This is a genomic window from Embleya sp. AB8 (assembly GCF_049739465.1).
In the GTDB taxonomy this organism is placed as follows: Bacteria; Actinomycetota; Actinomycetes; order Streptomycetales; family Streptomycetaceae; genus Embleya.
In genome coordinates, this window is sequence record NZ_JBMHHY010000012.1 from 28,506 (window position 1) to 53,529 (window position 25,024).

Sequence of the window (25,024 nt, forward strand, 5' to 3'; positions counted from 1 at the left end):
GCGGGCGGCCGGATCATGCCCTCGTGCCGCGGGCCCGGCGCTGCCACAATTTACGGTGTTCCACGAGGGGTTCCGGGCCCGGTGCGGCGCCGGGAGAGCGCGGGACGCGGGCGGGCCGGAGAGGGCGGGGTACCGATGGCGGCTTCCGACGACTCGTGGTGGACGGTCCGGGCGCGGCTGCGGCTGATCTGGGTGCCGTGCGGCGCGGTCCTGCTCACCACCGTGGCGGCGCTCGTGGTGGGCCTGACGCTGACCGGCGACGCGCGCTCGCGCGGGCTGCTCGTGGTGCTCGGCGTCGATCTGGTGCTCGTGGTCGGGCTGACCGTGCTGATCGAGGCCGCGCTGCGGCGCACCGTCGAGCGGCCGTTGGCCCGGCTGGCCGCGTCGAGCGGTGCCGCGCCGCGGGCCGCCCGCTACGACAGCCGCGAGTTCGCCGCGATCGCCGGGGCGTTGGCCGACCTGCGGGCGCGGGTGCGGACCGCCGAGGGCGAGGCGCGCCGCGAGCGCGAGCGGGCCACCGGGTTGACCGGGCTGGTCGCGGAGCGGGACCGGGAGCTCGACGCCGAGCGGGCGCGGGCCCGCGAGTTGGAGCGGGGTCAAGACGAGTTGCGCGCGCTGATCGACGAACACGCCCGCCGGGCCCGGTTGGTCCAGGCCGATCTGGACCAGTTCGCGCACGCCGCGACGCACGACATGCAGGATCCGCTGCGCCGGATCGTCTCCTTCGGCCGGATGTTGCAGGAGCGGTACGAGGACGTGCTGGACCGACGCGGCCGGCAGTACATCGATTTCACCATCGACAACGCCCGCCGCCTCCAGGTGCTCATCGACGAGATGGTCACGTTGACCGAGGTGGGCCGCTCGCGCGCGGAACGGGTCGAGGTGGACCTGGGCGAACTGGTCCGGCAGACCTGGCTGGACATGGCCGATCGGGTGGAGGACACCGGCGCCGAACTGGCCCGGAGCGAACTGCCGGTGGTGCAGGCCGATCCCGCGCTGCTCGCCACCTTGATCCGGCATCTGCTGGGCAACGCGGTCAAGTTCCAACGCCCGTACGAACGGCCCGTGGTGCGCGTCGAGGCCGAGCCGACCCCCGACGGCGGTCGGCGGATCACCGTGACCGACAACGGGATCGGCATCCCCGCCGAGGCGGCGGAACGGGTGTTCGCCGCCTTCCGGCGGCTGCATCCGCGCGAGACGTACACCGGCAGCGGCATCGGCCTCGCGATGGCCAAGCGGATCGTCGAACAACACGGCGGCCGGATCGCCGTGGACACCGGATACACCGACGGGACCCGGATCGTCTTCACCCTGCCGGGTGGTGCCGCCGAGCCGCCGACGGAGGCCGTCGAGCCCACGGTGGCGGCCGAGTTCGAACCGGCGACCGAGGTCGAGCCGGCCGGCCATCCGGTGCAGCCGACCGGGCCCGCCGAGCCGGTCGGACCCGTCGCACCGGCCGAACCGGCCGAGCCCGCCGCCGACTCGGGCCTCGTTGAACCCGTTCGCTTCACCGATCCGTCGAACCACGAGCCCCTCGCGTACGTTTTCGTTGCATCGGCGCCGGACGAACGACCGGCACCGGGTACCACGACGGAGGCAGCACATGCGAGCGAGCGACCCGACCACCGAGACGACGAGCCCGGAGCCGACCGGTAGGGCCGAGCCCACCCGGCGGATCATGCTCTGCGGCACCCTCGTCGCGGCCGGCGGCGCCACGCTGGTGGCCTGCGGCGGCGGCGGTGGCGGTAGCAGCAACAGCAACAGCAGCGACAACGGTGCCAAGGGCAACGCGCCGGCCGCCGACAAGACCCTCGGCCCGGTCTCCGACGTCCCGGTCGGCGGCGGCAAGATCTACGACGCGGCCAAGGTCGTGGTCACCCAACCGACCGCGGGCGACTTCAAGGCGTTCAGTGCGGTGTGCACCCACCAGCAGTGCCTGGTCGGCAGCGTGACCAACGGACAGATCGAGTGCCCGTGCCACAACAGCCGCTACGACGCGAGCACCGGCGCGGTGCTCGGCGGCCCGGCCCCACGCCCCCTGCCGACGAAGAACGTCGCGGTGGCGAACGGCCAACTGGTCCTCAAGTCCGCATAGTGTCGCGCCCGGCACAAGACCCGGCCCGGCGGATCGCTTCGGTCCCGGTCGGGCCTCGGCGGCGTCGAACCGGCATTTCCGGGAAAAGGGATTAATAGGAGTAATCCCATGCCACACGATGCCCGGAGGCGGCCATGACAGGCTTGGACGAAGGCATGCCGGTCGATCACCGACTCGGCCAGGTCTACCGATACGGCGGCGGGTTGATGGGGATCGCGCTGATCACGTTCGGCATCCTCGGCTTCACCCACAATGTCGGCTTCTTCTCCACCACCGGGCGCCAGGTCGCGGGCATGTCGACCAACGGCGCGCTGAGCCTGATCTCCGTCGTGGTCGGCGCGATCCTGATCGTCGGCGCGATCATCGGCGGCAACACCGCCTCCACGGTCAACATCGTGGTCGGCGTGTTGTTCGTACTCAGCGGGTTTGTGAATCTGGGCCTGATCGGCACCCCGGACATCAACTACCTGTCCTTCAAGATGCCGAACATCATCTTCAGCTTCGTGGTCGGATTGTTGGTGATGACCTTCGGCCTGTATGGGCGGGTCAGCGGCCATCTGCCGCACGACAACCCGTACTGGCGCTCGCGACACCCGGACCAGGCCGCGCGCGAGGACGCCTTCCGCAACCGGGCCTCGGTGCTCACCCGCGACGGGGCATCCGCGCTCGGCGGGCCGTCCCACCGCGGCATCGCCGGCAGCCACTAGGACCCGCACCCTGGGATGCGCTGCCGCGCAGCCGCCGTCCGAGCTCCGATCGTTCGGACGGCGGCTTCGTGCGGTCCGGCCTCGGGCCGGCCTCGGTCCTCCTTCGGCCCTCCTGCGGCCCTCCCTCGGTGCCTTCGGCGGCGCTCGCGTCCCGGAACCCCGTGCTCAGTGCGCCGCCGCACCCATCGGCCGTTCCCGGCGCGGCATCAGGAAGGCCAGCCCCCACGCCGCTGCCAGCGCGAGCACACTGGCGACGATGCCGATCGTGAACGCGTCGTCGAACACCGCGCGCACCGCGTCCACCCCGTGTGCCGCGCCTACGTGGTCCTCCACGTGGGTGAAGAACAGCGTCCCGAACAGCGCGACGCCCAGCGCGCCCCCGAGCTGCTGTACCGCGTTGAGCACCCCGGAGGCCGAGCCGATCTCGTGGTCGGCGACCCCCGCCAGGGCGATCCCGAAGAACGGCGACATCGTCAGGCCGAACCCGAATCCCGCGACCGCGGTCGCCGGCAGCAGGATCCACATGTTCACCGGGCCGTCGTGCAGCGCGACCGTGGCACCGATCCCGATCGCCCCGAGCCCGCCGATCACCAGGCCCGTATGCAGCACCCGGCGGCCGTACCTGTCGGCGAGTACCGCACCCGCCAGACCCGCGCCCACCGTCGAGCCGAGCGACCAGGGGATCAGCGCGAGCGCCGCGTGTGTCGCGGTCCAGCCCAGGCCGACCTGGAGGTAGACGCCGAGCACGAGCATCAGGCCGATCATCGCGCCGAACATCATCAGGCCGACCGCGAGGGCGCCGGTGTACGCACGATTGCCGAACAGGCTGATCTCCACCAGCGCGTCGCGACCCGCACCGGTCGTGCGCACCTCGTACCAGGCGAACAGCGCGAGTACCGGGAGCGCGCCGACCATGCACGCGAACGTCCAGGCGGGCCAGCCCTGTTCGCGACCCTGGACGAGCGGGTACACGAGCAGCAGCAGCGCGGTGGTGACCAGGATCATGCCGACCAGGTCAAGGCCCGGCCGACGGGCGCCGGCCGCCTCGGCGGTGGGTCGGGGCAGCACGGTGGCGCCGGCGAAGCAGGCGAACAGGCCCAGCGGCACGTTCACCAGGAACACCGCGCGCCAGCCGAGGCCGAACACGTCGGCGTCCATCACCACCCCGCCCAGGATCGGGCCGAGCACCGCCGCCAGGCCCATCGACGGGCCGAACACCGCGAACGCCGCGCCGATCTCGCGTTCGCCGAACATCTCCCGGATCAGCCCCAACCCCTGCGGCACCATCATCGCGGCGGTCAGACCCTGCAGGCCGCGGGCGCCGATCAGCATCTCCGGCGACTGCGCGAGGCCGCACAGCGACGAGGTGAGCGTGAAGGCGACGATCCCGCCGAGGAACATCCGGCGCCGGCCGAGGATGTCACCGAGCCGGGCGCCGGTGATCAGGAACATCGCGAACGCGAGCGTGTACGCGGCGGAAAACCACTGGAGGTGGGTCGAGTTGCCGCCGAGCGCGTCCCGGATGCCGGGGCCCGCCACATTGACGATGGTGGCGTCGAGCAGGTCCATGATGTCGGCGCCCACGACCACCGCGAGACCGATCCAGCGCAGCGGATAGGGCGGGCGTTTCGCCGCCTCGGCCGCTTCGACCGGCTCGACCGGTCCGACCGACTTCGCTGTGGGTGGTGGCGCCGTGCCGCTCTCGGTTTCCATCGTCGTTCCCCCTCCGTCTCGAACACTGTTCGTTCATAGAACAATGTTTGTTCTTCGAACACTGTTCTAGACACAATCAGTGTTCGCGTCAAGTACGGTGTTCGTAAAGTCCGTTGGATCAGCGTTGGTCAGGTCGAGGAGGTGGCGCCGTGTCCGAGGCTCCCGAGGTCCCCGTGCCGCCGTGGCGTACGGCGCCCAAGGCTCGGAGTCCGCGCAAGCCCGTGTTGTCCCAGGAGGCGATCGTCACCGCCGCGCTGGCGATCATCGACGCGGAGGGCATGGACGCGCTGAGCATGCGCCGGGTCGCCCAACGCTTCGATACCGGCGCGGCGTCGTTGTACGCCTACGTGGCGAACAAGGAGGAGCTCGTCGAGCTGGTGGTGGACCGGGTCAACGGGGAGGTCCGGATCCCGGTCGCGGACCCCGCGCGCTGGCGCGAACAACTGCGCGAGGCGATGTTCTCGATCCGCGACGTCTACGCGTCGCACCGCGATCTGGGTCGTGCGTCGATCGGCGCCGTGCCGCTGGGGCCCAACTCGCTCGCCTCCACCGAGCGGATCCTGGCCATCCTGCGCGCGGGCGGACTGTCCAAGAAGGTCAGCGCGTTCGCGTGCGACGTGCTGTCGATGTACACCGTGATGTCCGGTCTGGAAATGGGCGGCCAGGACACCGTGCACGGCGCGAGCGACGCGGAGCGGAACGCCTACTACCGGCGGATCCAGGACTACTTCCGGTCCCTGCCCGCTACCCGCTTTCCCATCCTGACCGCGCTCGGCCCCGAACTGACCTCCGGGGACGGCGACGAACGCTTCGCGTTCGGCATCGAGGTGTTGTTGCTCGGCATGGTCGCGTATTCCGAACGGGAGACCTGAGCCGACGTCCGGGCCGCCGCCGATGCTCATCCATGGCGCAGTCCGGCCCATGGAGCAGCATGGGAGCAGGACCGAAACACGGTCCGCCGTGGTTCATCACGCTCGGGAGGCTGCATGTTCGGTGTCGAGGAGTACAAGGTCGGGCCGCGCAACACGATCACCGACGTGGCCGGTCTGCGGGTCGGGCACGCCGCCTACACCGACGCGGGGGCGATGACCGGGACGACCGTCCTGCTCGGTCCGGTCGGCGGATTCGTAGCCGGGGTGGACGTGCGCGGCGGCGCGCCGGGCACCCGTGAGTTGGACGCGCTCGACCCGCGCAACCTGGTACCCCGGATCGAGGCGATCGTGCTCAGCGGGGGCAGCGCGTTCGGCCTGGACGCGGCGAGTGGTGTGGTGGCCTGGCTGGCCGAGCACGGCCGGGGGTTCCCGGTGGGCGCCGAGCCGCATCAGGTGGTGCCGGTGGTGCCCGCGGCGTCCCTGTTCGACCTCGGGCGCGGCGGCGACTGGCAGCGCCGTCCGGACGCGGCGCTCGGCCGGGCGGCGATCGTGGCGGCGGACGCCGAGCCGGAGCACGCGGCGGTGCCGATGGGCAGCGTGGGCGCGGGCACCGGGGCGATGGTCGGCGGGCTGCGCGGCGGGGTGGGCACGGCGAGTGTGCTGCTGCCCGGCGGGGTCACCGTGGGTGCGCTCGCGGTGGTCAACGCGGCCGGTTCGGCGGTGGACCCGATCGGCGGGCTGCCCTATGCGGTCGGCCTCGGGCTGCCCGGGGAGTTCGCCCTGACCCCGCCCGAACACGCCGAGCACGCCGCCGCGTTGGCCCGGGCCGAGGCGACGTTGCAGGCGCCGCCGTCGCTGAACACCACGATCGGGATCGTGGCCACCGACGCGGTGCTGACCAGGGCCCAGGCGCAAAAGGTCGCGGGTGTCGCGCACGACGGGCTGGCCCGGGCGATCCGACCGGTACACACCCTCTACGACGGCGACACGATCTTCGCGGTGTCCACGGCCCGTGTACCGCTGCCCGCGCCCGATCCGGGCACGCCCTACGGGGTGAACGCCGAGGCGGCCTCGTTGACCCTGCTGCATGCCGCGGCGGCGGACGTGTTCGCCCGAGCCGTGGTGCACGGGGTGCTCGCGGCGAAGCGGGCCGGGGTGGGGGCCGGGGTGGGGGCTGCGGATGGAGTGGCCGGCACCGTGCCGGCGTACCGAGATCTTTATCCGAATTCCACCTCCCGATACGCCCGCTGACATCCTGCGGTAATTCGGGAAACCCGCTGCCGAGTCGTCGTCGGCGCCGGCCTATCATCGGCGATTCGAGAACAGGAATCCCCCCGCTTCGAAGGGGCCCGGACCGACGGAGCGGTTTGCCGACATGGGACACGTAGATCATTTCGCTTACGGAGCGTTGACCCCGGTCGTCGCCTACCTGATGTCCTGCCTGGGTTCGGCCCTCGGTTTGTTGTGCACGACCCGGGCCCGTGCGGTACGCGGTTGGGTACGACTGCGTTGGTTGGTGCTGGGCGCGGCGTCGATCGGCGGCACCGGAATCTGGGTCATGCATTTCATCGGCATGCTCGGATTCTCGGTGCGCGGCACGCCGATTCGATACGACGTGGCAAAGACGATCACCTCGCTGGTACTCGCGGTGATCGTGGTCGGGATCGGCATGGCGATCGCCGGTCGGCGGGGCGCCGGCGTGCCTGGACTCGTGCTCGGCGGCCTGGTCACCGGCGGCGGGGTGGCGAGCATGCACTACATGGGCATGGCCGCGCTGAGCCTGGATGGCACGGTCGAATACGACTCGCTCCGGGTCGGCCTGTCGATCCTGATCGCGGTGGTCGCGGCGACCGCGGCGCTGTGGGCGGCGTTGCACGTGAGCGGATTCGTCGCGACCGGCGGTGCCGCGTTGATCATGGGCGTGGCGGTCAGCGGAATGCACTACACGGGAATGTCCGCGATGAGCGTGCGTACCGACGGTCGACACGGGATGGCACACGGTGTCGACGCGTCCCAATTCCTCGCTCCGCTGATCACCGGAATCAGCCTTTTCACGGTGATCACGCTGTTCATCGTGGCGCTGTCGCCGTCCGCCGACGAAATCAAGGAAGAGGCCGAACTCAACGCCAGATTGGCCCGGTTGGAGGACGGCCGCAGCAGTTCGATCGTCGCCGCGGCGCAAGCCGGCAAGCGCACCACGCATCGCCGGCGGACGGAAAACGACCCACGGGATTACTTCCGCGCCGGCCACTGACCCGAAATACCGCCGGGTGGCCGGGAATAGCCGGCCCAAAATCCGAACGAGCGTCGCACCGACGCGATTTCGGGGTGGCGGATCCTCCCCCGCGCACCCCGCCGCCGAGGCTGTTTCGGCGCCCGCGTCCGCGTCGGTGGTGGCGGACCTGGTGGTTGTCGGCGCGGTTTCGGGTACTGCGCTCGGGCCGACCGTCCGCACCATGGTCGAACTCACCTGCGACCACCGCCAAACAGTCGAAAGACACCGCCCGCGCGCCCGGTCCGTGCCCGGTCCGCACCCCCCGCAGCTCACCCGCGCCTTCCGCGCCGGCGTGAACCCGTCCCTCCACCGCGCCCCCACCGGCGCCCGCGCTCGGGAAGACCACCTCGGCGAGCGGATCGGCCGGGCCCGACCTCGGCCCGACACCAAGGCCGTTCGAGCGGAACGATTCACCGCCGGTCCACCTGCCGGCCAGCTTTCGTGCCCGTCCCGAGATCGGCCCGAGATCGTCCGCCGTGCGAACCGACCATCCCCGCACCGCAGTTGATCACCCCGTCACCGAAGACGGCACAACACGCTCGGTGTGGTGTCGATTACCGGACAATCATGAACAGGCTCTATTAAGTCATCGGTGGTTGCTGCAAGTATTTCTGCTGCGGTTCCGACAGTCCCCAGGAACGGGCCCGACCACTTTGCTGACCCGAAGCGGTCGAGCGATGTTCCCGTGTCTTGTTCCGTGTACGTCATACGCGTTCATGTTCCTCACCGCGCCGCCATCCGCGGCCGGTTCCACACCCCCGCCGCCACCATGCGACGGGTCGGTAGAGGAGTTTGCATGCCACACCACAACCGCGCCCGCTTAGCCACGCTCGCGGTCGCCGCCACCGCCGCCCTGCTCGCGGCGGGAATCCCCGTCGCAGCCCATGCCACCGGCACCACCGGCAATTCGGCCCCCGCCCCCCGGGCCGAATTGCTGAGCCAGGCCGACCGGCAGAGCAGCGCGACCGCCCACTCCCTCGGCCTCGGCAACCAGGAACACCTGGTCGTCAAGGACGTCGTGGTCGACACCAACGGCACCCGGCACGTGCGGTACAACCGTACGTACGCCGGCCTGCCGGTCCTCGGCGGCGACCTGATCGTGCATCGGAGCCCCTCCGGCAAGATCACCCACGTGGACCGCGCCAACCCGGCGAAGCTCAACGGTCTCACCACCAAGCCGGCCGTGGCGGCCCCCGTCGCCGCAGCCGGCGAAAGCCTGTCCGGCGCAGCGCAACTGGTGGTCTGGGCGGGCAAGAAGCACACGCCCACGCTCGCCTGGCGCACCTTCGTCACCGGCCAACAGGCCGACCACACCCCCAGCCGGGTCGAGGTCGTCACCGACGCCGCCTCCGGCGCGATCCTGAGCCGTACCGAGACCATCGAAACCGGTTCCGGCAACGGCGTGTTCGTCGGCCAGGTGAACCTCAACACGACGAACTCCGGCGGCTCGTACGAGCTCAAGGACGGCGCGCACGGCGGCCAGTACACGACCGACATGGCCAACGGCACCGCCGGCAACGGCACGCTGTTCACCAACTCCACCGACACGTGGGGCGACGGCACGAGCAACAACCGGGAATCGGCCGCCGTCGACGCGCAGTACGGCGCCATCGCCACGTGGGACTTCTACAAGAGCATGTTCGGCCGCAACGGCATCCGCAACGACGGCGTCGCGTCGTTCAGCCGCGCGCACTACGACAACAACTACGTCAACGCCTTCTGGGACGACGGCTGCTTCTGCATGACGTACGGTGACGGCGCCAACAACACGGCTCCGCTCACCGAAATCGACGTCTCCGGCCACGAGATGAGCCACGGCGTCACCGCCGCCACCGCGGCTCTCCAGTACGCGGACGAGTCCGGCGGCCTCAACGAGGCCACGTCCGACATCCTGGGCACCGGCGTCGAGTGGTACGCCAACCTGCCGGGCAACCCGCCGAACTACTGGATCGGCGAGCTGATCAACATCAACGGCAACGGCACGCCGCTGCGCTACATGGACAAGCCGTCGTCCGACGGCCAGTCCGCCGACTCGTGGTACGCCGGTGTCGGCGGCCTCGACGTGCACTACTCCTCCGGCATAGCGAACCACTTCTTCTACCTGCTCTCGGAAGGCAGCGGGGCGAAGAGCATCAACGGCTTCAACTACGACAGCCCGACGGCGAACGGCGTCACGGTCACCGGCATCGGCCGGGACAAGGCCCTGCACGTCTGGTACCAGGCCCTGACCGCGCACATGACCTCGACCACCGACTACGCCGGCGCGCGCGTCGCGACGCTGGCCGCGGCCACCGACCTGTACGGCGCCAACAGCCCCGAGTACAACGAGGTCGCCACCGCCTGGACTGCGGTGAACGTCTCCTGATCCAGCGGTAGTTCACGACCGGTCCAGGACCCGTCGGCTGGTCCGCGACCCGTCCGTGACCGCCGGTCCGCAGCACCGTCGTCGAGCGCCGAAGCGGGCACCACCCCGCCTCGGCGCTCGACGCGCGTCTGCTCGATCAACTCCGCGGCGGGAGGTCCGTCGGCCCGTAGATCGCCGTCGGCTTCCCGCTCGCCAGCGCCCAGTACCGGTCCCCGTAGGACCAATGCCACCACTCCGTCGGGTAGTTCACCAACCCGACCGCCACCAGTGCCGAACTCAGCAACTCCCGGTTGTGGCGCGCCTGCGCACCGATGCCGGCCGCGTCGGTGTAGCACGCACCGGCACTCTCCTCCGGAGACGCGTTCATCCGCGTGCCCAGATCCAACTCGTGCCCGTCGTCGTCCACCAGCGTCAGGTCGACCGCCGCGCCGGCGCTGTGCGGGGCGATCTCGGGCGGCGACACATACCGGCTCGCCGCCGCGTGGATCCGCTCGGCGTCCCAGTCGGGGTGATCCGCCCGCAGCCGGCCGGCGTACTCCTCGAAGTACTCCCGCTGGAGGGACAGCGGCCGGTACCCCTCCACGAACAGCAGCCACAACCCCGCCGGCAACAACGTCTGAGCATCGACCAGCCGCCGCAGCACGCCCTCCCGCAGATACGCGAAGGCATCCGCCGGGTCCTGCTGGCGCGTATCGACCCGCAACGAGCCGTCGACACGGACGTCCACGAGCGGCTCACCACAATCCACCACGGGTATCGCGGCGACCTGCGGATCCGACATCAAGACGATCTCACTCATCGAACGATCATCCCGCACGGTTCGACCCGACGCGGCTCCACCCGACGCACGCATCCCCGGACCGAGAACAGGTTTTCGTTATCCATTGACCTCGTCAAGGAACCTTACCTATCGTTCGGCCGGTGGCCGATCTCGTTCCCAGGCCGAGAGGATGACCGTGTCGACACAGACCGTCAGTACTATCCAGTTCCCGTACAAGCGCACACTCGGACCGGTCATGGGTCGCTTCTTCTCGGAGCTGACCGCCCGTCGGATCGTCGGGATCCGGTCCGGTGAGCGGGTGATCGTGCCGCCCATGGAGTACGACCCGGAGACCGGGAACGAACTCGCGCACGACTTCGTCGAGGTGGGCCCGGTCGGCACCGTGCGGTCCTGGACCTGGGTCGCCCAGCCGATCGAATCGCACCCGCTGGACCGGCCGTTCGCCTTCGTGCTGGTCCGCCTGGACGGCGCGGACACCGATCTGGTGCACGTGCTCGACGCGGGCGCCGAGGACGCCGTGCACACCGGCATGCGGGTCGCGCCGCGTTGGCGGGACGAACCGGTGGGCCGGATCGACGACATCGTCTGCTTCGTCCCCGGCGAGCGGGCCGAGGCCCCCGAGGGCGAGCCCGGCGCGGCGCAGGACGTGACGACGATGGAGTACTTCTCCAAGATCACCTACACCGACGTCCTCTCGCCCACCCTGGTCCGCTACGCGAACAACCTGCGCGCCGGCCGACTGACCGGGCAGCGCTGTCCGCAGTGCAACCGGGTGTTTCTGGGGCGCGGCTACTGCTCCGTGGACGCCATCCGGCTCGGCCCGGAACTGGACGAGGTGCTGCCCGATCGCGGCGTGGTGTCGAACTACACGATCATCACCCCCACCCCGTACCCCGGGCAGCAGGAGACCGAGCCGTTCGCCCGGGCCTCCGTCGTGCTCGAAGGCGACGAGATGGTGATCGCGCAACAGCAGATCCTGGACCTCCCGGTGTCCGAGATCCGGGTCGGCATGCACGTCCAGGCGGAGTGGATGCCCGAGGCCGAGCGGGACGCCGCCGAGATCACCAGCAAGGGCTGGGGCACGGTCGCGGGCTTCATCAAGGGCTGGCGGCCCACCGGCGAGCCGGACGAACCCGCCGAGCAATACCTGAACCGGGTCTTCTGATGACGGCGCGTCAAAAGCCAGGCCCGGCAGGCCAACAGCCGGGCGAGACAAGGGAGACGGCAGTGCGGCAGCAGCGGCAGCGGCAGGACGGCGACATCGCGATCGTCGCGACCGCGCAGCTCCCGGCGGTACGCCGGCAGGAGCTCACCGAGACCGAGATGTTGCTGACGGTCGTCGACGAGGCCCTGGGCAAGGTCGGGCTGAAGCGCTCCGACATCGGGTTCAGCTGCCAGGGATCGTGCGACTACATCTCCGGCGGCACGTTCTCCTTCGTACCCAACCTGGACGCGATGGGCGCGTGGCCGCCGATCCACGAGTCGCACGTCGAGATGGACGGCGCCTGGGCGATGTACGAGGCCTGGGTCCGGCTCAGGCACGGTGACCTCGACATCGCGGTGGCGATGGGCTCGGGCAAGTCCTCCACCGGCGATCCGGCCGCGATCTACCCGCTCGAACTCGACCCGTACTACCTCGCGCCGCTCGGCCTGGACCCGGTCTCGCTGGCCGCCCTCCAGGCCCGCCAGTTGCTCGAGTCGGGCAGGACCACCGAACGCGAACTAGCCGAGATCGCCGCCCGTTCGCGACGCGACGCGGCGGCCAACCCGAACCAGCAGGTACGCAACGCCGAGCAGGACGTGGACAAGCTGCTTGCCGAGGGCTACCTGCGCAACCCGCTGCGCAGGAGCGACCTGCCGCCGATCTCCGACGGCGCCTGTGCGGTGGTCCTGGTCCGCGGCCCGCGCGCCGCCGAACTGACCGCGCGCCCCGCCTGGATCACCGGTCTCGACCACCGCAGCGAGGTACACAACCCGGCGCTGCGCGACCTGACCGATTCGCGCTCGACCCGGCTCGCCGGGGAGCGCGCGGGCGGTGCGGCGGGCTTGGCGGGTGTCGAAGTGGCCGAGCTGATGGCGCCGTTCACCGCGCAGGAGGTGATCCTGCGGCAGTCCCTGGGCCTGGCCGAGGACGTACTGATCAACCCCTCCGGCGGCGCGCTCACCGGCAACCCGCTGATGGCCACCGGCCTGGTCCGGATCGCCGCCGCGGCCGACCAGATCCTGCTGAACGGCCGCTCGCGCACCCTCGGCCACGCCACGTCCGGCCCGGCGTTGCAACAAAACCTCGTCTGCGTCCTGGAAGCGGACGCCCCGGGCAGCGACACCGCCTCGAAAGGTGAGACCCGATGACCCATGAGCGCGTTGCCGTCGTCGGCATCGGCCAGACCAAGCACAAGAAGCGGCGCGACGACCTGTCCATCGCCGGGCTGGTCCGCGAGGCCGCGCAACGTGCCCTCGACGACGCGCGGATGACCTGGAGCGACATCGACGCGGTGGTGATCGGGAAGGCACCCGACATCTTCGAGGGCGTGATGAAGCCCGAGCTCTACCTGGCGGACGCGCTCGGCGGCGCCGGGAAGCCGGTGTTTCGGGTACACACCGCCGGCAGCGTCGGCGGCTCGACCGCGATCGTCGCCTCGCACCTGATCAGCAGCCGCGTACACACCCGCGTGCTGGCCGTCGCGTGGGAGAAGCAGTCCGAGGGCAACGCGCAATTCGGCCTGGGCGGCGGCAAGTCCGGGTCGATCGGCGCGGGCGGCGCGTTCGCGCCGTGGATCCGGGCGTACATCCAGAAGTCCGGGGCGCCCGAGCACATCGGCTGGCAGGTGGCGGTCAAGGACCGGCAGAACGCGCTGCGCAACCAATACGCGCACCTCCAGCTCAAGGACATCTCGATCGACAAGGTCCGCGAGTCGCCGATGATGTGGGACCCGCTGCACTTCCTGGAGTCGTGCCCGTCCTCGGACGGCGCCGGCGCGATCGTGCTGACCGACGAGGCGGGCGGCGACGCGGCGGCGGCCGACGGGCGGGCGCCCGCCTGGATCCTGGGCACCTCGATGCGTTCCGAGCCGTCGTCCTTCAACGGCCGCGACCCGATCCGCCCGCAGGCCGGGATCGACTGCGCGTGGGACGTGTACCGGCAGGCGGGCATCACCGACCCGCGTCGGCAGATCGACGTGGCCGAGTTGTACGTCCCGTTCTCCTGGTACGAGCCGATGTGGCTGGAGGGCCACGACATCGCGCCCGTGGGCGAGGGCTGGAAGATGGTCGACCGGGGCGAGACCGCGTTCGACGGCGACTTCCCGGTCAACCCGTCGGGCGGCGTGTTGTCCTCCAACCCGATCGGCGCGTCCGGCATGTTGCGCTTCCTGGAGGCGGCCCTCCAGGTGCGCGGCGCGGCCGGGGAGCACCAGGTGGACGGCGCGAAGGTGGCGCTCGCGCAGGCGTACGGCGCGGCGGCGCAGTACTTCGCGATGTGGGCGGTGGGCGCGGACAAGCCGTAGGCCCCGGCAGCCCCCGGCACCACCGGACCCCGGCAACCCCGGACCACCGGCGACCCCGGCGACCCCGGCAACCCCCAACAGTTTCGGAAATGGTAAGGCTCCTTGACCTTGATTTGGTCAAGGAGCCTTCCTATTCTGGGGCCTTCACCCGGTGACCGGAGGTTCTGGCGATGAAGCCCCCCATCTGCGCGAAGCTCGGGATCGACTTCCCGATCTTCGCGTTCTCCCACTGCCGTGACGTGGTCGCGGCGGTCAGCCGAGCCGGCGGCTTCGGCGTGCTCGGCGCGCTCGCGTTCGATCCCGAGCAGCTCGAGGTCGAACTGGCGTGGCTGGACGAGCACACCGACGGCAAGCCGTACGGCGTCGACCTGGCGATCCCGATGGCCTACATCGGCAAGGGTGGTGGCGAGGCCGCGCTGCCCGCCAACCTGGAGAAGCTGATCCCGGAGCAACACTGGAAGTTCGTCGACGAACTCCTGGACAACCACGGCATCCCGCCGCTGCCCGCCGAGTTGGCCGATCGGCCGATCAAGGCCGCCGGGCTGAACGTGGACCTGGAATCGCGCGCGCAGATCGCGGTCTCGCTGAAGCACCCGCTGGTGAAGATGTTCGTCAACGCGCTCGGCCCGCCGCCGGCCGACATCATCGACGCGTGCCACGCGGCCGGTGTCCTGGTCGGCGCGCTGTGCGGCAGTCCCCGGCATGCGCAGAAGCAGGTCGAGGCGGGCGTGGACGTGGTGGTCGCGCAGGGCACCGAGGCCGGCGGGCACTGCGGCGAGATCTCCACGATGGTGCTGATCCCGCAGGTGGTGGACACGGTCGGGCCGGACATCCCGGTACTCGCGGCCGGCGGCATCGGCAGCGGCCGGCAGATGGCCGCCGCCCTCGCGCTCGGCGCGCAGGGGGTGTGGACGGGCAGTCTGTGGCTGACCGTCGCCGAGGGCGACACACACGAGGTGGCGGTGCAGAACCTCCTTGAGGCCAAGTCCACGGACACCGTGCGCTCGCGCGCGATGACCGGCAAGCCGGCTCGCCAACTCAAGAGCGCGTGGACCGACGCGTGGGAGGACCCGGCCAATCCCGACCCGCTGCCGATGCCGCTCCAGGGCATCATCTACAACGCGGCGTCCCGGCGGTTCACCCGGACCCGGAACAAGGAGCTCAACGGCTGGCCGGTGGGCCAGGTGGTCGGCATGATGGACCGGGTCCGGCCGACCCAGGAGGTCGTACTGTCCCTGGTCGAGGAGTGGATCGAGACCACCGAGCGGCTGAGCGCGTTCCTGGCCGACGACTGAGCCCGGCGATCGATCCGGCCGAGACCTGCCGGGCCGCGCGTGCGGGAGGACTCGCGTGCACGGCCCGGCGGTCGGCGGGCCACGGGAGTGAGTGACACCGGTCCCGCGCCTATGGGTACCGCGAACTGTCCGGATATTTCCGCGAGTCGGGCGTTTTCGGTACGTCGACCCCGCCGACCCGGTATCCTCCGCCGCCACCAACAGGCGGAACCACTACGGAACCCGCTACGGAGCCACTCCAGAACCACTACGGATCCACTCCGGTCCGGCGCTGCCGGCCGCGGTGATCGCACTGCCTCGGTTTCGGCCGCCAGGGGCTCGGTTCGAGCCAGTTGTGCACAATCGTGGCTTCCGGACCGCCCGCCGGGGTCATTCTTCCCCTGGGCCGGCTTCTCGCCCGAACCTGTCACCGCACCGAGCCGGCACCTGCCGGTACCTGCCGGCACCGACCTCCACTGCGCGCCTTCCGCCCGCATCGTGTGCAACGCCAAGGTAGGGAGTCCTCACCGTGCCGTCTTTGTTGAACTACACCGTCATCACGGATCCGACCTCGCTGCAGGCGTCGCAGCCCGGGGCACCGTCCGTGGGAACGGTGTACGTGATCGTCTCCAACACTCACCAGTCCGACGTGACATGGGAATTCATCGATGTGGAGATCCCGGTCGGCGGCGGCGCCGGCGACCTGACCGGCAATCCCACGGCGATCAGCGCGCGTATCGACAGCAACTACACGGTGTCCGGGCAGAATCCGGTCTTCGGCTGGGACAGTACGCTCGGCCGCTTCCGGGCGCATGACCCCTCGGTGCGGAGGCTGGCCATGCCTGCCCATCGGTCGTTCGTCCTGGTGCTCGAAGACATACCCGTTGCCGGCGCGGAGGGATTGGTCCTCCTTGAGATACACGAGAGGTCCGGCGGCGGTGACAACAACATACCCATTCGGCAGGCCGACTTCGTCACCACGCTCGGGCTGGTGAAGCAAGCTCCGAAAATCCCGGGCAACTTCCGTCCGGAAAAGAATTCATTGGTGGACGTGGACGCGGGCGCGAACGTCGTACTGAGGTGGGAGGGGCCCGACAATCTCGACTACTGGATCCGTGACCCGGAGGGGAACGAGGTACTTGCCCAGTCGGCAGCCCCGGGACCTCGGGTAATTCGGCAATCCTTCACCTGGTCACCCGCCTCCGCCCCGAAGCGAGGCACCACTTACACGCTTATCGCCGGGACGACCAGCGCCGGGCAACAGCAGCAGGGATACTTTTTCACCACCACGGTCCACGCACGCGTTCCCGAGTTCGACAGCGGGACGCGCACTCCGTGGGTCGAGGGGACACCGAACAAGAGCCGTGTCACCTTCACCGCGGCGGGGGTGGAGATCCGCAACGGGGCGGGCGGATGGGGGACCGTCGCGGCCGACAAGGTCGAGGTGGACCGCGTGGACACCGAGTCGGTGCACGGCCGCAATTCCGACGACGGGTGGATCGACTTCCCGAAGGCCGGATTGCACGTACACCGGGACGGGCAGCCGCTGTTGGGTATCCTCTCGGCCGGCTCGGTCGAGGTGGATCGGGTGGACACCGGGTCGGTACATGGCCGCAATTCCGACGACGGGTGGATCGACTTCCCGAAGGCCGGGGTGCAGATCCGGGACGGACAGAACGACCTGGGCACCCTCACGGCCGGAAAAGCCGACGTGGACGAACTGCTCGCCGGCCAGGGGAAGGTGAAGGGCCGCCTGGTCGTCGAAGGAGGGATGAAGGTCAGCGAAGGAGGCGAGCAGGCGCTCGAAGCCAGTGACACCGGGGTACTGGTCAACAATGGGCTATCGGTTTCCGGTGGCGGCGATATCAAGGGCGTAGTGGAGCTCCACGATGGCATTTTCGTCCATATCGATAAACTCAACTACATCTCGGCGGGCAAAGGTATGGGCGGGGTGGCAATCAAAGGGAATCTTGCCGTCACCGGAACAATCCTTGCGGAGACCGACACCGAGGGACGGAAGGTCTAGGAATCGACGCGGCGCGCGGCCGGGGCGGACTTTGCCGCTGCGGCCGGGCCGCGGCCTGGTGGCGGGGTGAGCCAGGTGGGCCGGGCGCGGCCTGGCGCCAGGCCCACCACGAAGCGCACACCACCACCTACGCCGGGCGGCCGACGGCTCGCAGCCGAGCCGCCGCCACACCGGCCCGTCCGTCATCACGACAACCGAGGTGTCAAGATCGGAGTGGCCATCGGAGTGGCTATCGAAGTGGCCAGGGCGTGTCTTCAAGCCCTGGCGGCACACGGGAAGGGTGCGCACGTTGCTTGACTGGGAACTGAGCAGGACGTTTGACAGCGCCTCGGGCAAGGTGCGCTGGGATCGGCTCGGGGATCCGGCCGCCGCGCCGGTGGTTCTGCTACACGGCACGCCCTTCTCCTCCTACGTCTGGCGTGGTGTCGCCCGCGCGCTCGCCGCGTCTCATCAGGTGTTCGTCTGGGACATGCCCGGCTACGGTGCGTCGGCGAAGTTCGACGGACAGGACGTCTCACTGGCTGCTCAGGGCCGGGTCTTCACCGAGTTGCTGGACCATTGGGGGCTGTCCGAGCCGCTCGTCGTGGCACACGATTTCGGCGGCGCCGTCGCCCTGCGCGCGCATCTGTTGCACGGCGCACGCTATCGGCGGCTGGCACTGGTCGATCCGGTCGCCCTGGCCCCCTGGGGCTCACCGTTCTTTCGCCTGGTCGGCGAGCACTTCGCGGTCTTCGAGCAGTTGCCGCCCAATCTGCACCGAGCGCTCGTGCGCGAATACGTCGGTTCGGCAAGCAGCCCGGGGCTCCATCCGGCGACCCTCGAACGCCTTGTCGAACCCTGGCTCGGTGACGACGGCCAACGAGCCTTCTACCGCCAGATCGCGCAGGCCGACCAGCACTTCACCGACGAGATCCAAGGACGGTACGAGTCCATCTCCCTTCCCGTGCTGGTGTGTTGGGGAGAGAACGACAGCTGGATCCCGGTGGCCAAGGCGCACGAGTTGGCATCGCGTATCCCGGCGGCCGAACTGCAACTGCTTCCCGGCGCCGGCCACCTGGTCCAGGAAGACACCCCGGCCGAACTCACCGCGGCCCTCTTGAGCTTCCTCGCCTGAACAAGGAAGCGAGCAAAGGAATCGAGCATTCGCCGACGGCGGCGAGGTTGCCGGACGACGATGAATCGCCTCGACCTGCCTGGGCGGATGTACGCCCCACCCGGTCGGGCCGCCGCCGCGGCCTCAGGCGGTGGGCGCGCCGAACCACCTCGGCAGGTGGGCGAGCAGGGCCGCCTGGTCGTCGCCGACCCACGCCACGTGGCCGTCGGGGCGCAACAGGACGGCGGGGGCGTCCAGTTCCTCGCTCGTGTCGATGATGTGGTCGATTCGGTCGGTCCAGCCGGTGATGGAGAGTCGGCCGGTCTGGTCGAGGAGGATGCCGCGCCCGCCGTGCATCAGGGCGTAGAGGCGGCCCTGCTTCAGCTGCACGTCCCGCAGTCGGCGGCCGAGGAGTTCGTGGCCCTTGCCGCCGGAGCCGCGGTCGGCGTCGGCGTCGGCGTCGGCGTCGGCGTGGGCGTGGGCGTGGGCGTGGGCGTGGGCGTCGAAGTCGTAGCGGATGTCGACCGCGGTGATCATCCCGGTGATGTACCCGTTCACCTCCTCGAAGTCCGCCAGCTTCGAAAGCAGTTCCCGCAGCGCGACCGCACCCGGATCGTTCCCGAGAAGCGTCATCTGGGCGCGGGTGTTGTCCAGTACGGCGGCGCCCACCGGGTGCCGTTCGGCGTGGTAGCTGTCGAGCAGCCCCTCCGGCGCCCAGCCGTGGACCTCGGCGGCCAGCTTCCAGCCGAGGTTGAACGCGTCCTGTACACCCAGGTTGAGCCCCTGCCCGCCGGTCGGCGGGTGGATGTGCGCCGCGTCGCCGGCCAGGAACACCCGGCCGACCCGGTAGCGCTCGGCCTGCCGGGTGGCGTCGCCGAACCGGGACAACCAGCGCGGTGAGTGCGCGCCGAAGTCGGTGCCCGCGTACGCCCGCAGTTGTTGCTTGAACTCGTCGAGGGTCGGCGCGGTCGTCCGGTCCTCGGCGACGCCGTCGGCGGGCACGATGACGCGGTACACCCCCTCGTCCCCGTCCTTTTCCGGAATGGCGCCGAACCGCAGGTGCGTCTTGTGGGCCGCCTCGACGATGGCGGCGATCGTCGCCGGATCCTCGGACAGTTCCATGTCGCCCAGCAGCGTCTCGACCTTGGCGGGCTCGCCGGGGAAGGCGACGCCGAGCAACTTGCGTACCGCACTGCGGCCACCGTCGCAGCCGACGACGTAGCGCGAGCGCAACTGCGTACCGTCCGCCAGCTCGACGGTCACCCCGTCCTCGTCCTGGCGCAGCCCCACCACCTCGTAGCCGCGCCGAATCTCGGTACCGAGTTCGACGGCGCGCTCCTCGAGGAGTCGCTCGGTGACCAGCTGCGGGATGGCGAGGCTGTACGGGTGGGCCGTGTCCAACCGGTTCGGCCACGGCTTCAGGATGCCGCCGAAGAAGCCGCCGATCTGGAACTTCTCACCGACCGCGAGAAACCGGTCCAGCAGGCCGCGCTGGTCCAGCATCTCCAAGCTGCGCGTGTGCAGGCCACGCCCGCGCGACTGCTTGTTCGGCTCGGCCGACTTCTCCAGCACGACCGTCTGTACCTCCTGCAGCCGCAACTCGGTGGCCAGCATCAGGCCGGTCGGTCCGCTGCCGACGACGATCACGTCAATCATGGAAACTCCGTATTTCGAAAGGGCGTTGGTTGTTCCCGGGCGACGGTCCCCGGCTCGGCGCTCCCGCGCGGTTCACCCGGATCCGGGCGGCCCGCCTCGGACCACCGCGTCGAGCAGCGCCTTCGCGGCCACCGGCGCCGCCCCGTCGGCAGGGATCGCGCCGGCCACGGCCGCGGCGCGGGTGGCGGCCCGGGCAGGGGTCCGGGCGGCGGGCCGGGTGGCGGCCCGGGCGCGGGTCCCGGCGGTCGGCACCGTCGTGAGCGCCTCGGACAGGAACCCGGCGGTCGACGTCGGGCGGTCGTACGCGGCGCCGAGGCCGGGCTCGACATCCCCGCGCGACCACTCATACCTCGACAACAACACATGCACTACGCGACTCACCCATTTCATCGAAATCCGACCCAAGTTCGGGCCGAGATCGATGATTCTGCGGCATGACGGGGGCCTTGCCGCAAGGCCCCGGGTGCGCTATATGTTGGTTATGGCGAGGAGTCGATATCTCCTCGCCTTTTTGCGTTCCGCGCCGCCGCGCCCCGGGTGCTCGACGGCCAAGCCGCCGGCTCCCCAGCCTCCGGACCATGAGCATCGACCGACCCGGACGGGCCAACCGACACCCCCACACGGGTTGACCCGGGTTGCCTCCGATCAGTTTTGGAGAAGCCACCCCCACAGCGAATCCATAGCCTGGGATGACCCGATCCGATCCGGTCCCACCGGAAACAAAGGAAACCGAGCCGCCATGAATGGCACGAAGAAGTCCACCGAGAGCACGGGCGCAACGACCGACGAGACGAAGTACGACGGTTTCACGCCCGAGGAACGAAGCGCGATGAAGGACCGCGCCCAGGAACTGAAGGCTGCCTCGCGCCGCGGCACACGCGGGGCCAAGGCGGACCCCGAGGCCGAGGTGCTCGCGAAGATCGCCGAGATGCCGGAGGCGGACCGCGTCCTGGCCGAGCGGATCCACGCCATCGTGCGGGCCGAAGCGCCGGACCTCGCGCCGAAGCTCTGGTACGGGATGCCCGCGTACGCCAGGGCCGGCAAGGTCGTCTGCTTCTTCCAGAGCGCGGAGAAGTTCAAGTCGAGGTACGCCACCCTCGGCTTCAGTGACCAGGCGCATCTCGACGACGGCACCATGTGGCCGACCGCCTTCGCCCTGACCAAGCCGACCACCGCCGACGAGGCCCGGATCGCCGAACTGATCAAGAAGGCGGCCGGCTGAAGCCGGGTCCCTCCCTCCTCGAACGCGACGCGAGCCCGCCGCACGGCCCGACCGAGCGAAGCAACCGGACACCTTCGAGGGACGCTCCCGGCCCAGGAACACCGGCGCGCGGCCCCACCGGGGCCGCGCGCCGCGGGTTGTCGATCCGCCGAACCCGCCCCGCCGATAGCCTGTGTCGTCTTGAAGCGCGCCTGGACCCTGCCGATGCTGCTCGCGGTCTGCGGCTCGGCCGTGGCGATCGTGCTGCTCGTCCGCGCGAAGCCCAGCGCAGCCGCAGCCCTGCTGCCGCAGCGAGAAAGGGCCTGCGCTCGGGTGGCAGGCCCGTCCTCGCCGCGTGATCAAGCAACCCGGCGAGCGTATGCGGTCACAGCACTACAGCTGGCTCAGAATCGTCGGGTCCGTGATCCTCGTGTCCTCGGCCAGCATCATCGCCTTGCTGAGGATCACGGCCAGCATGCGGTCGCCCTCGAAGGGGAGATAGCCGGTCTGCGAGGCAGCCGCGTCGGACTTCGGGACGATGCACAGATACTGGTCGTTCGGCGTCATCAGGATATTCCCCGAGCCGAGGTGGATCTTGTACGTGTGGCGCTCGCCCTTCACGTGCAGGAAGCGGCCCTCGACGGTGCAGCGGTCGGCGATCGCCAGCCGGGGCACGAGCCGCTCCAGCAGCGTGCGGCGCGTCTCGGCGGCCTGGCCGAGCGCACCGAAGCCGTACGACCTCCAGTAGCCCTCGAAGCGGCCCTCCGGTCCGCCGTCTTGCCAGGTCGGGTCGTTGCCGATGCTGGCCACGCCCACGAACAGGTCCACGTCGCGCAGGACTTCGGACAGCACGAGCGGCGGGACCTCGGCAATCTGGACGGGCTCCACCGGCTCGGCGCCGGCCTCCGGCCACATGCGATACTCACCGCCGTCGCAGTGCGCCTCGTTCTTCGGCGCGTCGATCGGGTAGAAGCGGACCTGGTCAGTGGTCAGACGCAGGTAACTGCCCGACACGGTGGTGTCGTCTCCGTACTCGTCGCCCTCCCCGTGGATCCAGTACTCGGCGCGCAACCCCCACTGCGGCAGCGCACGGGTGGCGGGCGGGGCCGAGTCGTCGACCATCAGGCGCAGCTTGTTGCGCCACCCCCGGATCGACGCCAGGGAGTGGAACTGGTGCTGGCGCAGGACGTGCGCGGCGAAACGGTTGGAGTACGTCCCCGTCGCGCGCTCGGCGTCGGTCAGCAGGTACACCTCGCGGTGGGCCTGCTTGAACGGCTGCGTGATCTCGTGCCGCTCCAGCCAGTCACGCCAGGCCACGATCTGGGCGGACTCGTGGCTCACCGGGTGCCAGAGCCGGACCTCGCTCCCTTCGCGCACCGGGTGGTCGGTGAGGGTGCGCAGTTCGCCGTCCGCGAATCCGACGGTCGTGCCGTCGACCGTCCACAGCAGCCGGCGGGCCAGAGTGCCGACCAGGGGGTGGTCGAGATACCGCTCGCGCCATGCGGTGTACGGCCAGGTGCGGCGGCCGAGGAACTGCCGGTCCAGACGCTCGCTCTGGGCGGAGAGCATCTTGTCGATGTCCTTGACCGCCGTCTTCAGCACCTTGAGCTCCTCGGCGTGGTCGCGCTTGACGGCGGCGGGCACGCTCTTGACCTCCTTGCCCGCGGCGTTGCGCCAGCCGAGGAACACCCTGGTGCCCCGGACCTCCAGGACCGCCGTGACCTCGCCCAGACGCGGCTCGGCCCGGCCGACCCCGGTCAACCCGTAGGAGGGGACGGCAAGTTCCTCGATCTCCTCGCGGGACAGGCCCAGCGCCTCGGCCCGGGTCCGGAGCGCGGTGTCGAGCAGCTTGAGCGTGCCCTTGTAGGTCACGCGGGTGGCCAGGCGGGCGAGTTCGGCGAGGGCCGCCTCGCCGTCGATGCGGGAGAGCGCGGTCGTGGCGGCGTTGGCGACCTTCGGGTTGCGCGGACCGAGCCCGGGGATCTTCCTGAGGGAGGTCTCGACCAGCGCGCCGAGGGCGCGGGCGGTGTCCGGATGGGCGGGCAGCAGGGCGAGTATCCAGGTCAGTCCGCGAAGGGCGTTGGCGTTGTACGGGTCGTAGGCGCTGTGTCCGTCCGGCCCGAGGAGTTCACCGTTCAGCGCGAAGGTGCGGCGGCCGACGAGGGTGAGCCAGGGCAGCAGGGTGGTCCGGACGCGGTCGGCACCGAGGGGGAGGATCAGGCTTTCGGCCCGCTGCTCCCACAGGCGGGAGGGCTTGGTGGCTGTGGCGGTCGTCGCGTGCCGCAGGAGCGCCCGCCGGCCGGGGTCGTCCAGGGTGTCCCGCAGGGCCTGTTCGGCCCATGCCTCACCGACGTTGAGGACGGGCTCGGTGAGCGTGCCGGCGAACTCGACGAGCAGCTTCCCGCAGTAGGGCTCCAGGGCCGAGCGTCGGAAGACGGCCACAACCTCGGGCGCGAGGGGGCGGCCGGCCCTGAGTTCGGCCTCGGCGAGGAACAGGTAATGGCCGTTGAACCGCGCGGAGTTCCTCTGGCCGAGCTCGTCGAGCCGCTCCAGGCGCTCCGCCTGAAGCCGGTCGCCGGGCAGACCGTGCTCGACGGTACCCAGCAGGATCAGCACGTTGTCGCGGACGACCGGGCCGGCCTCGGCCGAGTGGTACTGCCCGACCAGCGCGTCGGCGAGCGCGGTCCGGGCCTCGGACGGCAGCGCGCGCAACTCGGCGAAGACACCGTCCCACCGTCCGTCCCAGAAGCCCGTGTTCCTCCCGGCTCCCAGCTTCAGCAGCTCGACGGCGAGGCCATCCGCCTCCCCTACGTACTGTCGGACCAACTCTGTGATCTCCTGGAAGTCCACCACCGTCATCCCCCCACCAGCGGAACGAGCTTCAGGAACGTGACCTCGGTGCCGAGCCCGAACTCGATCTCCTCCTCCGGGTCGGTGACCTGGCGCTTCCCCACCAGCACCAGGAAGCCGTTGCCCGCGAACGCCCGGAGTGCCAGCTCGCTCTGCACCTCCGGATCGATCCGGCGCGGCGTGCGCAGCGCGTACCCGTTCAGCATCCGCTCGGCGTCGGGCGGCTGCACCAGCCCCTGGAAAACCTGCGGCGCCTTCGCGTTGTACTCGGCGACCTCCTGGAACACCCTGCGCCGGATCAACTCACGTACGGTGAGCCTCTCCTCGAGAATTTCCAGCCCCCACCCGTCGCTCCGGTCTCCCGCCGTCGTCTCGTCGACGAACATCACGAATGCCATGCCGTGAACAGTACGGGCGCACGGTGACACCGATGTCCGACAGAGTGATGCAGGACTGCTGGAGCCAATCCACCATGCCTTGGCCGACCGGTCCGAAGGAACTGCCCAGCTCGCCGGCATCCCCGGAGCGGGCTGCGCCGGTGGTATCCCGGGCGCGCGGGCCCCCAACCCGGTGAACCTGATTACTTGTTAACGGCGCCGCGAGGAGCGCC

20 protein-coding genes are annotated in these 25,024 nt (G+C 70.1%); 14 read left to right on the forward strand and 6 right to left on the reverse strand.

Going from position 1 to position 25,024, the window contains the following annotated elements; genetic code table 11:
• Positions 1 to 135: 135 nt before the first annotated feature.
• The 3 genes from ABIA38_RS18515 (at position 136) to ABIA38_RS18525 (ending at position 2,802) form a co-directional block, all read left to right on the forward strand.
• Entirely contained in the window at positions 136 to 1,656 is a 1,521-nt protein-coding gene (locus tag ABIA38_RS18515) for an ATP-binding protein (protein WP_424639784.1), read from the forward strand.
• Complete coding sequence (locus tag ABIA38_RS18520; RefSeq protein WP_424639785.1) at positions 1,604 to 2,095, forward strand: Rieske (2Fe-2S) protein; 492 nt, start codon at positions 1,604 to 1,606, stop codon at positions 2,093 to 2,095. The genes ABIA38_RS18515 and ABIA38_RS18520 overlap by 53 nt, the downstream gene beginning before the upstream one ends.
• A 134-nt stretch (positions 2,096 to 2,229) precedes the next feature.
• Positions 2,230 to 2,802, forward strand: a complete 573-nt coding sequence (locus ABIA38_RS18525; RefSeq protein WP_424639786.1) for a DUF4383 domain-containing protein — start codon at positions 2,230 to 2,232, stop codon at positions 2,800 to 2,802.
• 165 nt (positions 2,803 to 2,967) lie between these two features.
• On the opposite strand, the gene ABIA38_RS18530 is transcribed toward ABIA38_RS18525, so the two are convergent.
• Positions 2,968 to 4,515, reverse strand: coding sequence for an MFS transporter (locus ABIA38_RS18530; protein WP_424639787.1), 1,548 nt, complete (start codon positions 4,513 to 4,515; stop codon positions 2,968 to 2,970).
• Positions 4,516 to 4,664: 149 nt separating this feature from the next.
• Here ABIA38_RS18530 and ABIA38_RS18535 point away from each other — a divergent pair, with 149 nt between their 5' ends.
• The 4 genes from ABIA38_RS18535 (at position 4,665) to ABIA38_RS18550 (ending at position 10,027) form a co-directional block, all read left to right on the forward strand.
• The gene (locus tag ABIA38_RS18535; RefSeq protein WP_424639788.1) at positions 4,665 to 5,387 is read left to right on the forward strand and encodes a TetR/AcrR family transcriptional regulator; all 723 of its coding nucleotides are present in this window, start codon (positions 4,665 to 4,667) and stop codon (positions 5,385 to 5,387) included.
• Between the two features lie 114 nt (positions 5,388 to 5,501).
• Positions 5,502 to 6,638 (forward strand): P1 family peptidase, encoded by a 1,137-nt coding sequence (locus ABIA38_RS18540; RefSeq protein WP_424639789.1) that lies wholly within the window; start codon positions 5,502 to 5,504, stop codon positions 6,636 to 6,638.
• Between the two features lie 124 nt (positions 6,639 to 6,762).
• Positions 6,763 to 7,641: an MHYT domain-containing protein gene (locus ABIA38_RS18545; protein ID WP_424639790.1), complete on the forward strand. Its 879-nt coding sequence runs from the start codon at positions 6,763 to 6,765 to the stop codon at positions 7,639 to 7,641.
• Positions 7,642 to 8,458: 817 nt separating this feature from the next.
• On the forward strand, positions 8,459 to 10,027 hold the full coding sequence (locus tag ABIA38_RS18550) for a M4 family metallopeptidase (RefSeq protein WP_424639791.1): 1,569 nt from the start codon (positions 8,459 to 8,461) through the stop codon (positions 10,025 to 10,027).
• 136 nt (positions 10,028 to 10,163) lie between these two features.
• Here the strand turns inward: ABIA38_RS18550 and ABIA38_RS18555 are convergent, their stop codons facing one another.
• Positions 10,164 to 10,826 carry a M15 family metallopeptidase gene (locus ABIA38_RS18555; RefSeq protein ID WP_424639792.1) on the reverse strand — a complete coding sequence of 221 codons (663 nt, stop codon included), beginning with the start codon at positions 10,824 to 10,826 and terminating at the stop codon, positions 10,164 to 10,166.
• Between the two features lie 151 nt (positions 10,827 to 10,977).
• Here ABIA38_RS18555 and ABIA38_RS18560 point away from each other — a divergent pair, with 151 nt between their 5' ends.
• From ABIA38_RS18560 to ABIA38_RS18585, 6 genes are all read left to right on the forward strand, one after another.
• The gene (locus ABIA38_RS18560) at positions 10,978 to 11,973 is read left to right on the forward strand and encodes a Zn-ribbon domain-containing OB-fold protein (protein WP_424639793.1); all 996 of its coding nucleotides are present in this window, start codon (positions 10,978 to 10,980) and stop codon (positions 11,971 to 11,973) included.
• 62 nt (positions 11,974 to 12,035) lie between these two features.
• Positions 12,036 to 13,160: a lipid-transfer protein gene (locus ABIA38_RS18565; protein WP_424639794.1), complete on the forward strand. Its 1,125-nt coding sequence runs from the start codon at positions 12,036 to 12,038 to the stop codon at positions 13,158 to 13,160.
• The gene (locus tag ABIA38_RS18570; RefSeq protein ID WP_424639795.1) at positions 13,157 to 14,314 is read left to right on the forward strand and encodes a thiolase domain-containing protein; all 1,158 of its coding nucleotides are present in this window, start codon (positions 13,157 to 13,159) and stop codon (positions 14,312 to 14,314) included. The genes ABIA38_RS18565 and ABIA38_RS18570 overlap by 4 nt, the downstream gene beginning before the upstream one ends.
• 170 nt (positions 14,315 to 14,484) lie before the next feature.
• Positions 14,485 to 15,609: a nitronate monooxygenase gene (locus ABIA38_RS18575; RefSeq protein ID WP_424639796.1), complete on the forward strand. Its 1,125-nt coding sequence runs from the start codon at positions 14,485 to 14,487 to the stop codon at positions 15,607 to 15,609.
• Positions 15,610 to 16,126: 517 nt separating this feature from the next.
• On the forward strand, positions 16,127 to 17,614 hold the full coding sequence (locus ABIA38_RS18580) for a hypothetical protein (RefSeq protein WP_424639797.1): 1,488 nt from the start codon (positions 16,127 to 16,129) through the stop codon (positions 17,612 to 17,614).
• Positions 17,615 to 17,903: 289 nt separating this feature from the next.
• A complete protein-coding gene (locus tag ABIA38_RS18585; RefSeq protein ID WP_424640054.1) occupies positions 17,904 to 18,728 on the forward strand; it encodes an alpha/beta fold hydrolase in 825 nt (274 codons plus the stop codon).
• A 123-nt stretch (positions 18,729 to 18,851) separates the two neighbouring features.
• On the opposite strand, the gene ABIA38_RS18590 is transcribed toward ABIA38_RS18585, so the two are convergent.
• A complete protein-coding gene (locus ABIA38_RS18590; RefSeq protein ID WP_424639798.1) occupies positions 18,852 to 20,363 on the reverse strand; it encodes an FAD-dependent monooxygenase in 1,512 nt (503 codons plus the stop codon).
• Between the two features lie 72 nt (positions 20,364 to 20,435).
• Complete coding sequence (locus ABIA38_RS18595; protein ID WP_424639799.1) at positions 20,436 to 20,744, reverse strand: hypothetical protein; 309 nt, start codon at positions 20,742 to 20,744, stop codon at positions 20,436 to 20,438.
• 358 nt (positions 20,745 to 21,102) lie between these two features.
• On the opposite strand from ABIA38_RS18595, the gene ABIA38_RS18600 reads away from it, so the two are divergent.
• Complete coding sequence (locus ABIA38_RS18600) at positions 21,103 to 21,585, forward strand: iron chaperone (protein ID WP_424639800.1); 483 nt, start codon at positions 21,103 to 21,105, stop codon at positions 21,583 to 21,585.
• Between the two features lie 372 nt (positions 21,586 to 21,957).
• Here ABIA38_RS18600 and ABIA38_RS18605 read toward each other — a convergent pair whose 3' ends face one another.
• On the reverse strand, positions 21,958 to 24,423 hold the full coding sequence (locus ABIA38_RS18605) for a DUF4132 domain-containing protein (RefSeq protein ID WP_424639801.1): 2,466 nt from the start codon (positions 24,421 to 24,423) through the stop codon (positions 21,958 to 21,960).
• Complete coding sequence (locus ABIA38_RS18610) at positions 24,420 to 24,812, reverse strand: hypothetical protein (RefSeq protein WP_424639802.1); 393 nt, start codon at positions 24,810 to 24,812, stop codon at positions 24,420 to 24,422. The genes ABIA38_RS18605 and ABIA38_RS18610 overlap by 4 nt, the downstream gene beginning before the upstream one ends.
• Positions 24,813 to 25,024: the final 212 nt, after the last annotated feature.

Coding starts and splice junctions, on each gene's coding strand:
- ABIA38_RS18605 (WP_424639801.1), bottom strand. CDS start 24,423: ATGACGGTGGTGGACTTCCAGGAGATCACAGAGTTGGTCCGACAGTAC.
- ABIA38_RS18530 (WP_424639787.1), bottom strand. CDS start 4,515: ATGGAAACCGAGAGCGGCACGGCGCCACCACCCACAGCGAAGTCGGTC.
- ABIA38_RS18540 (WP_424639789.1), top strand. CDS start 5,502: ATGTTCGGTGTCGAGGAGTACAAGGTCGGGCCGCGCAACACGATCACC.
- ABIA38_RS18525 (WP_424639786.1), top strand. CDS start 2,230: ATGACAGGCTTGGACGAAGGCATGCCGGTCGATCACCGACTCGGCCAG.
- ABIA38_RS18545 (WP_424639790.1), top strand. CDS start 6,763: ATGGGACACGTAGATCATTTCGCTTACGGAGCGTTGACCCCGGTCGTC.
- ABIA38_RS18590 (WP_424639798.1), bottom strand. CDS start 20,363: ATGATTGACGTGATCGTCGTCGGCAGCGGACCGACCGGCCTGATGCTG.
- ABIA38_RS18610 (WP_424639802.1), bottom strand. CDS start 24,812: ATGGCATTCGTGATGTTCGTCGACGAGACGACGGCGGGAGACCGGAGC.
- ABIA38_RS18555 (WP_424639792.1), bottom strand. CDS start 10,826: ATGAGTGAGATCGTCTTGATGTCGGATCCGCAGGTCGCCGCGATACCC.
- ABIA38_RS18515 (WP_424639784.1), top strand. CDS start 136: ATGGCGGCTTCCGACGACTCGTGGTGGACGGTCCGGGCGCGGCTGCGG.
- ABIA38_RS18520 (WP_424639785.1), top strand. CDS start 1,604: ATGCGAGCGAGCGACCCGACCACCGAGACGACGAGCCCGGAGCCGACC.
- ABIA38_RS18600 (WP_424639800.1), top strand. CDS start 21,103: ATGAATGGCACGAAGAAGTCCACCGAGAGCACGGGCGCAACGACCGAC.
- ABIA38_RS18575 (WP_424639796.1), top strand. CDS start 14,485: ATGAAGCCCCCCATCTGCGCGAAGCTCGGGATCGACTTCCCGATCTTC.
- ABIA38_RS18550 (WP_424639791.1), top strand. CDS start 8,459: ATGCCACACCACAACCGCGCCCGCTTAGCCACGCTCGCGGTCGCCGCC.
- ABIA38_RS18560 (WP_424639793.1), top strand. CDS start 10,978: ATGACCGTGTCGACACAGACCGTCAGTACTATCCAGTTCCCGTACAAG.
- ABIA38_RS18570 (WP_424639795.1), top strand. CDS start 13,157: ATGACCCATGAGCGCGTTGCCGTCGTCGGCATCGGCCAGACCAAGCAC.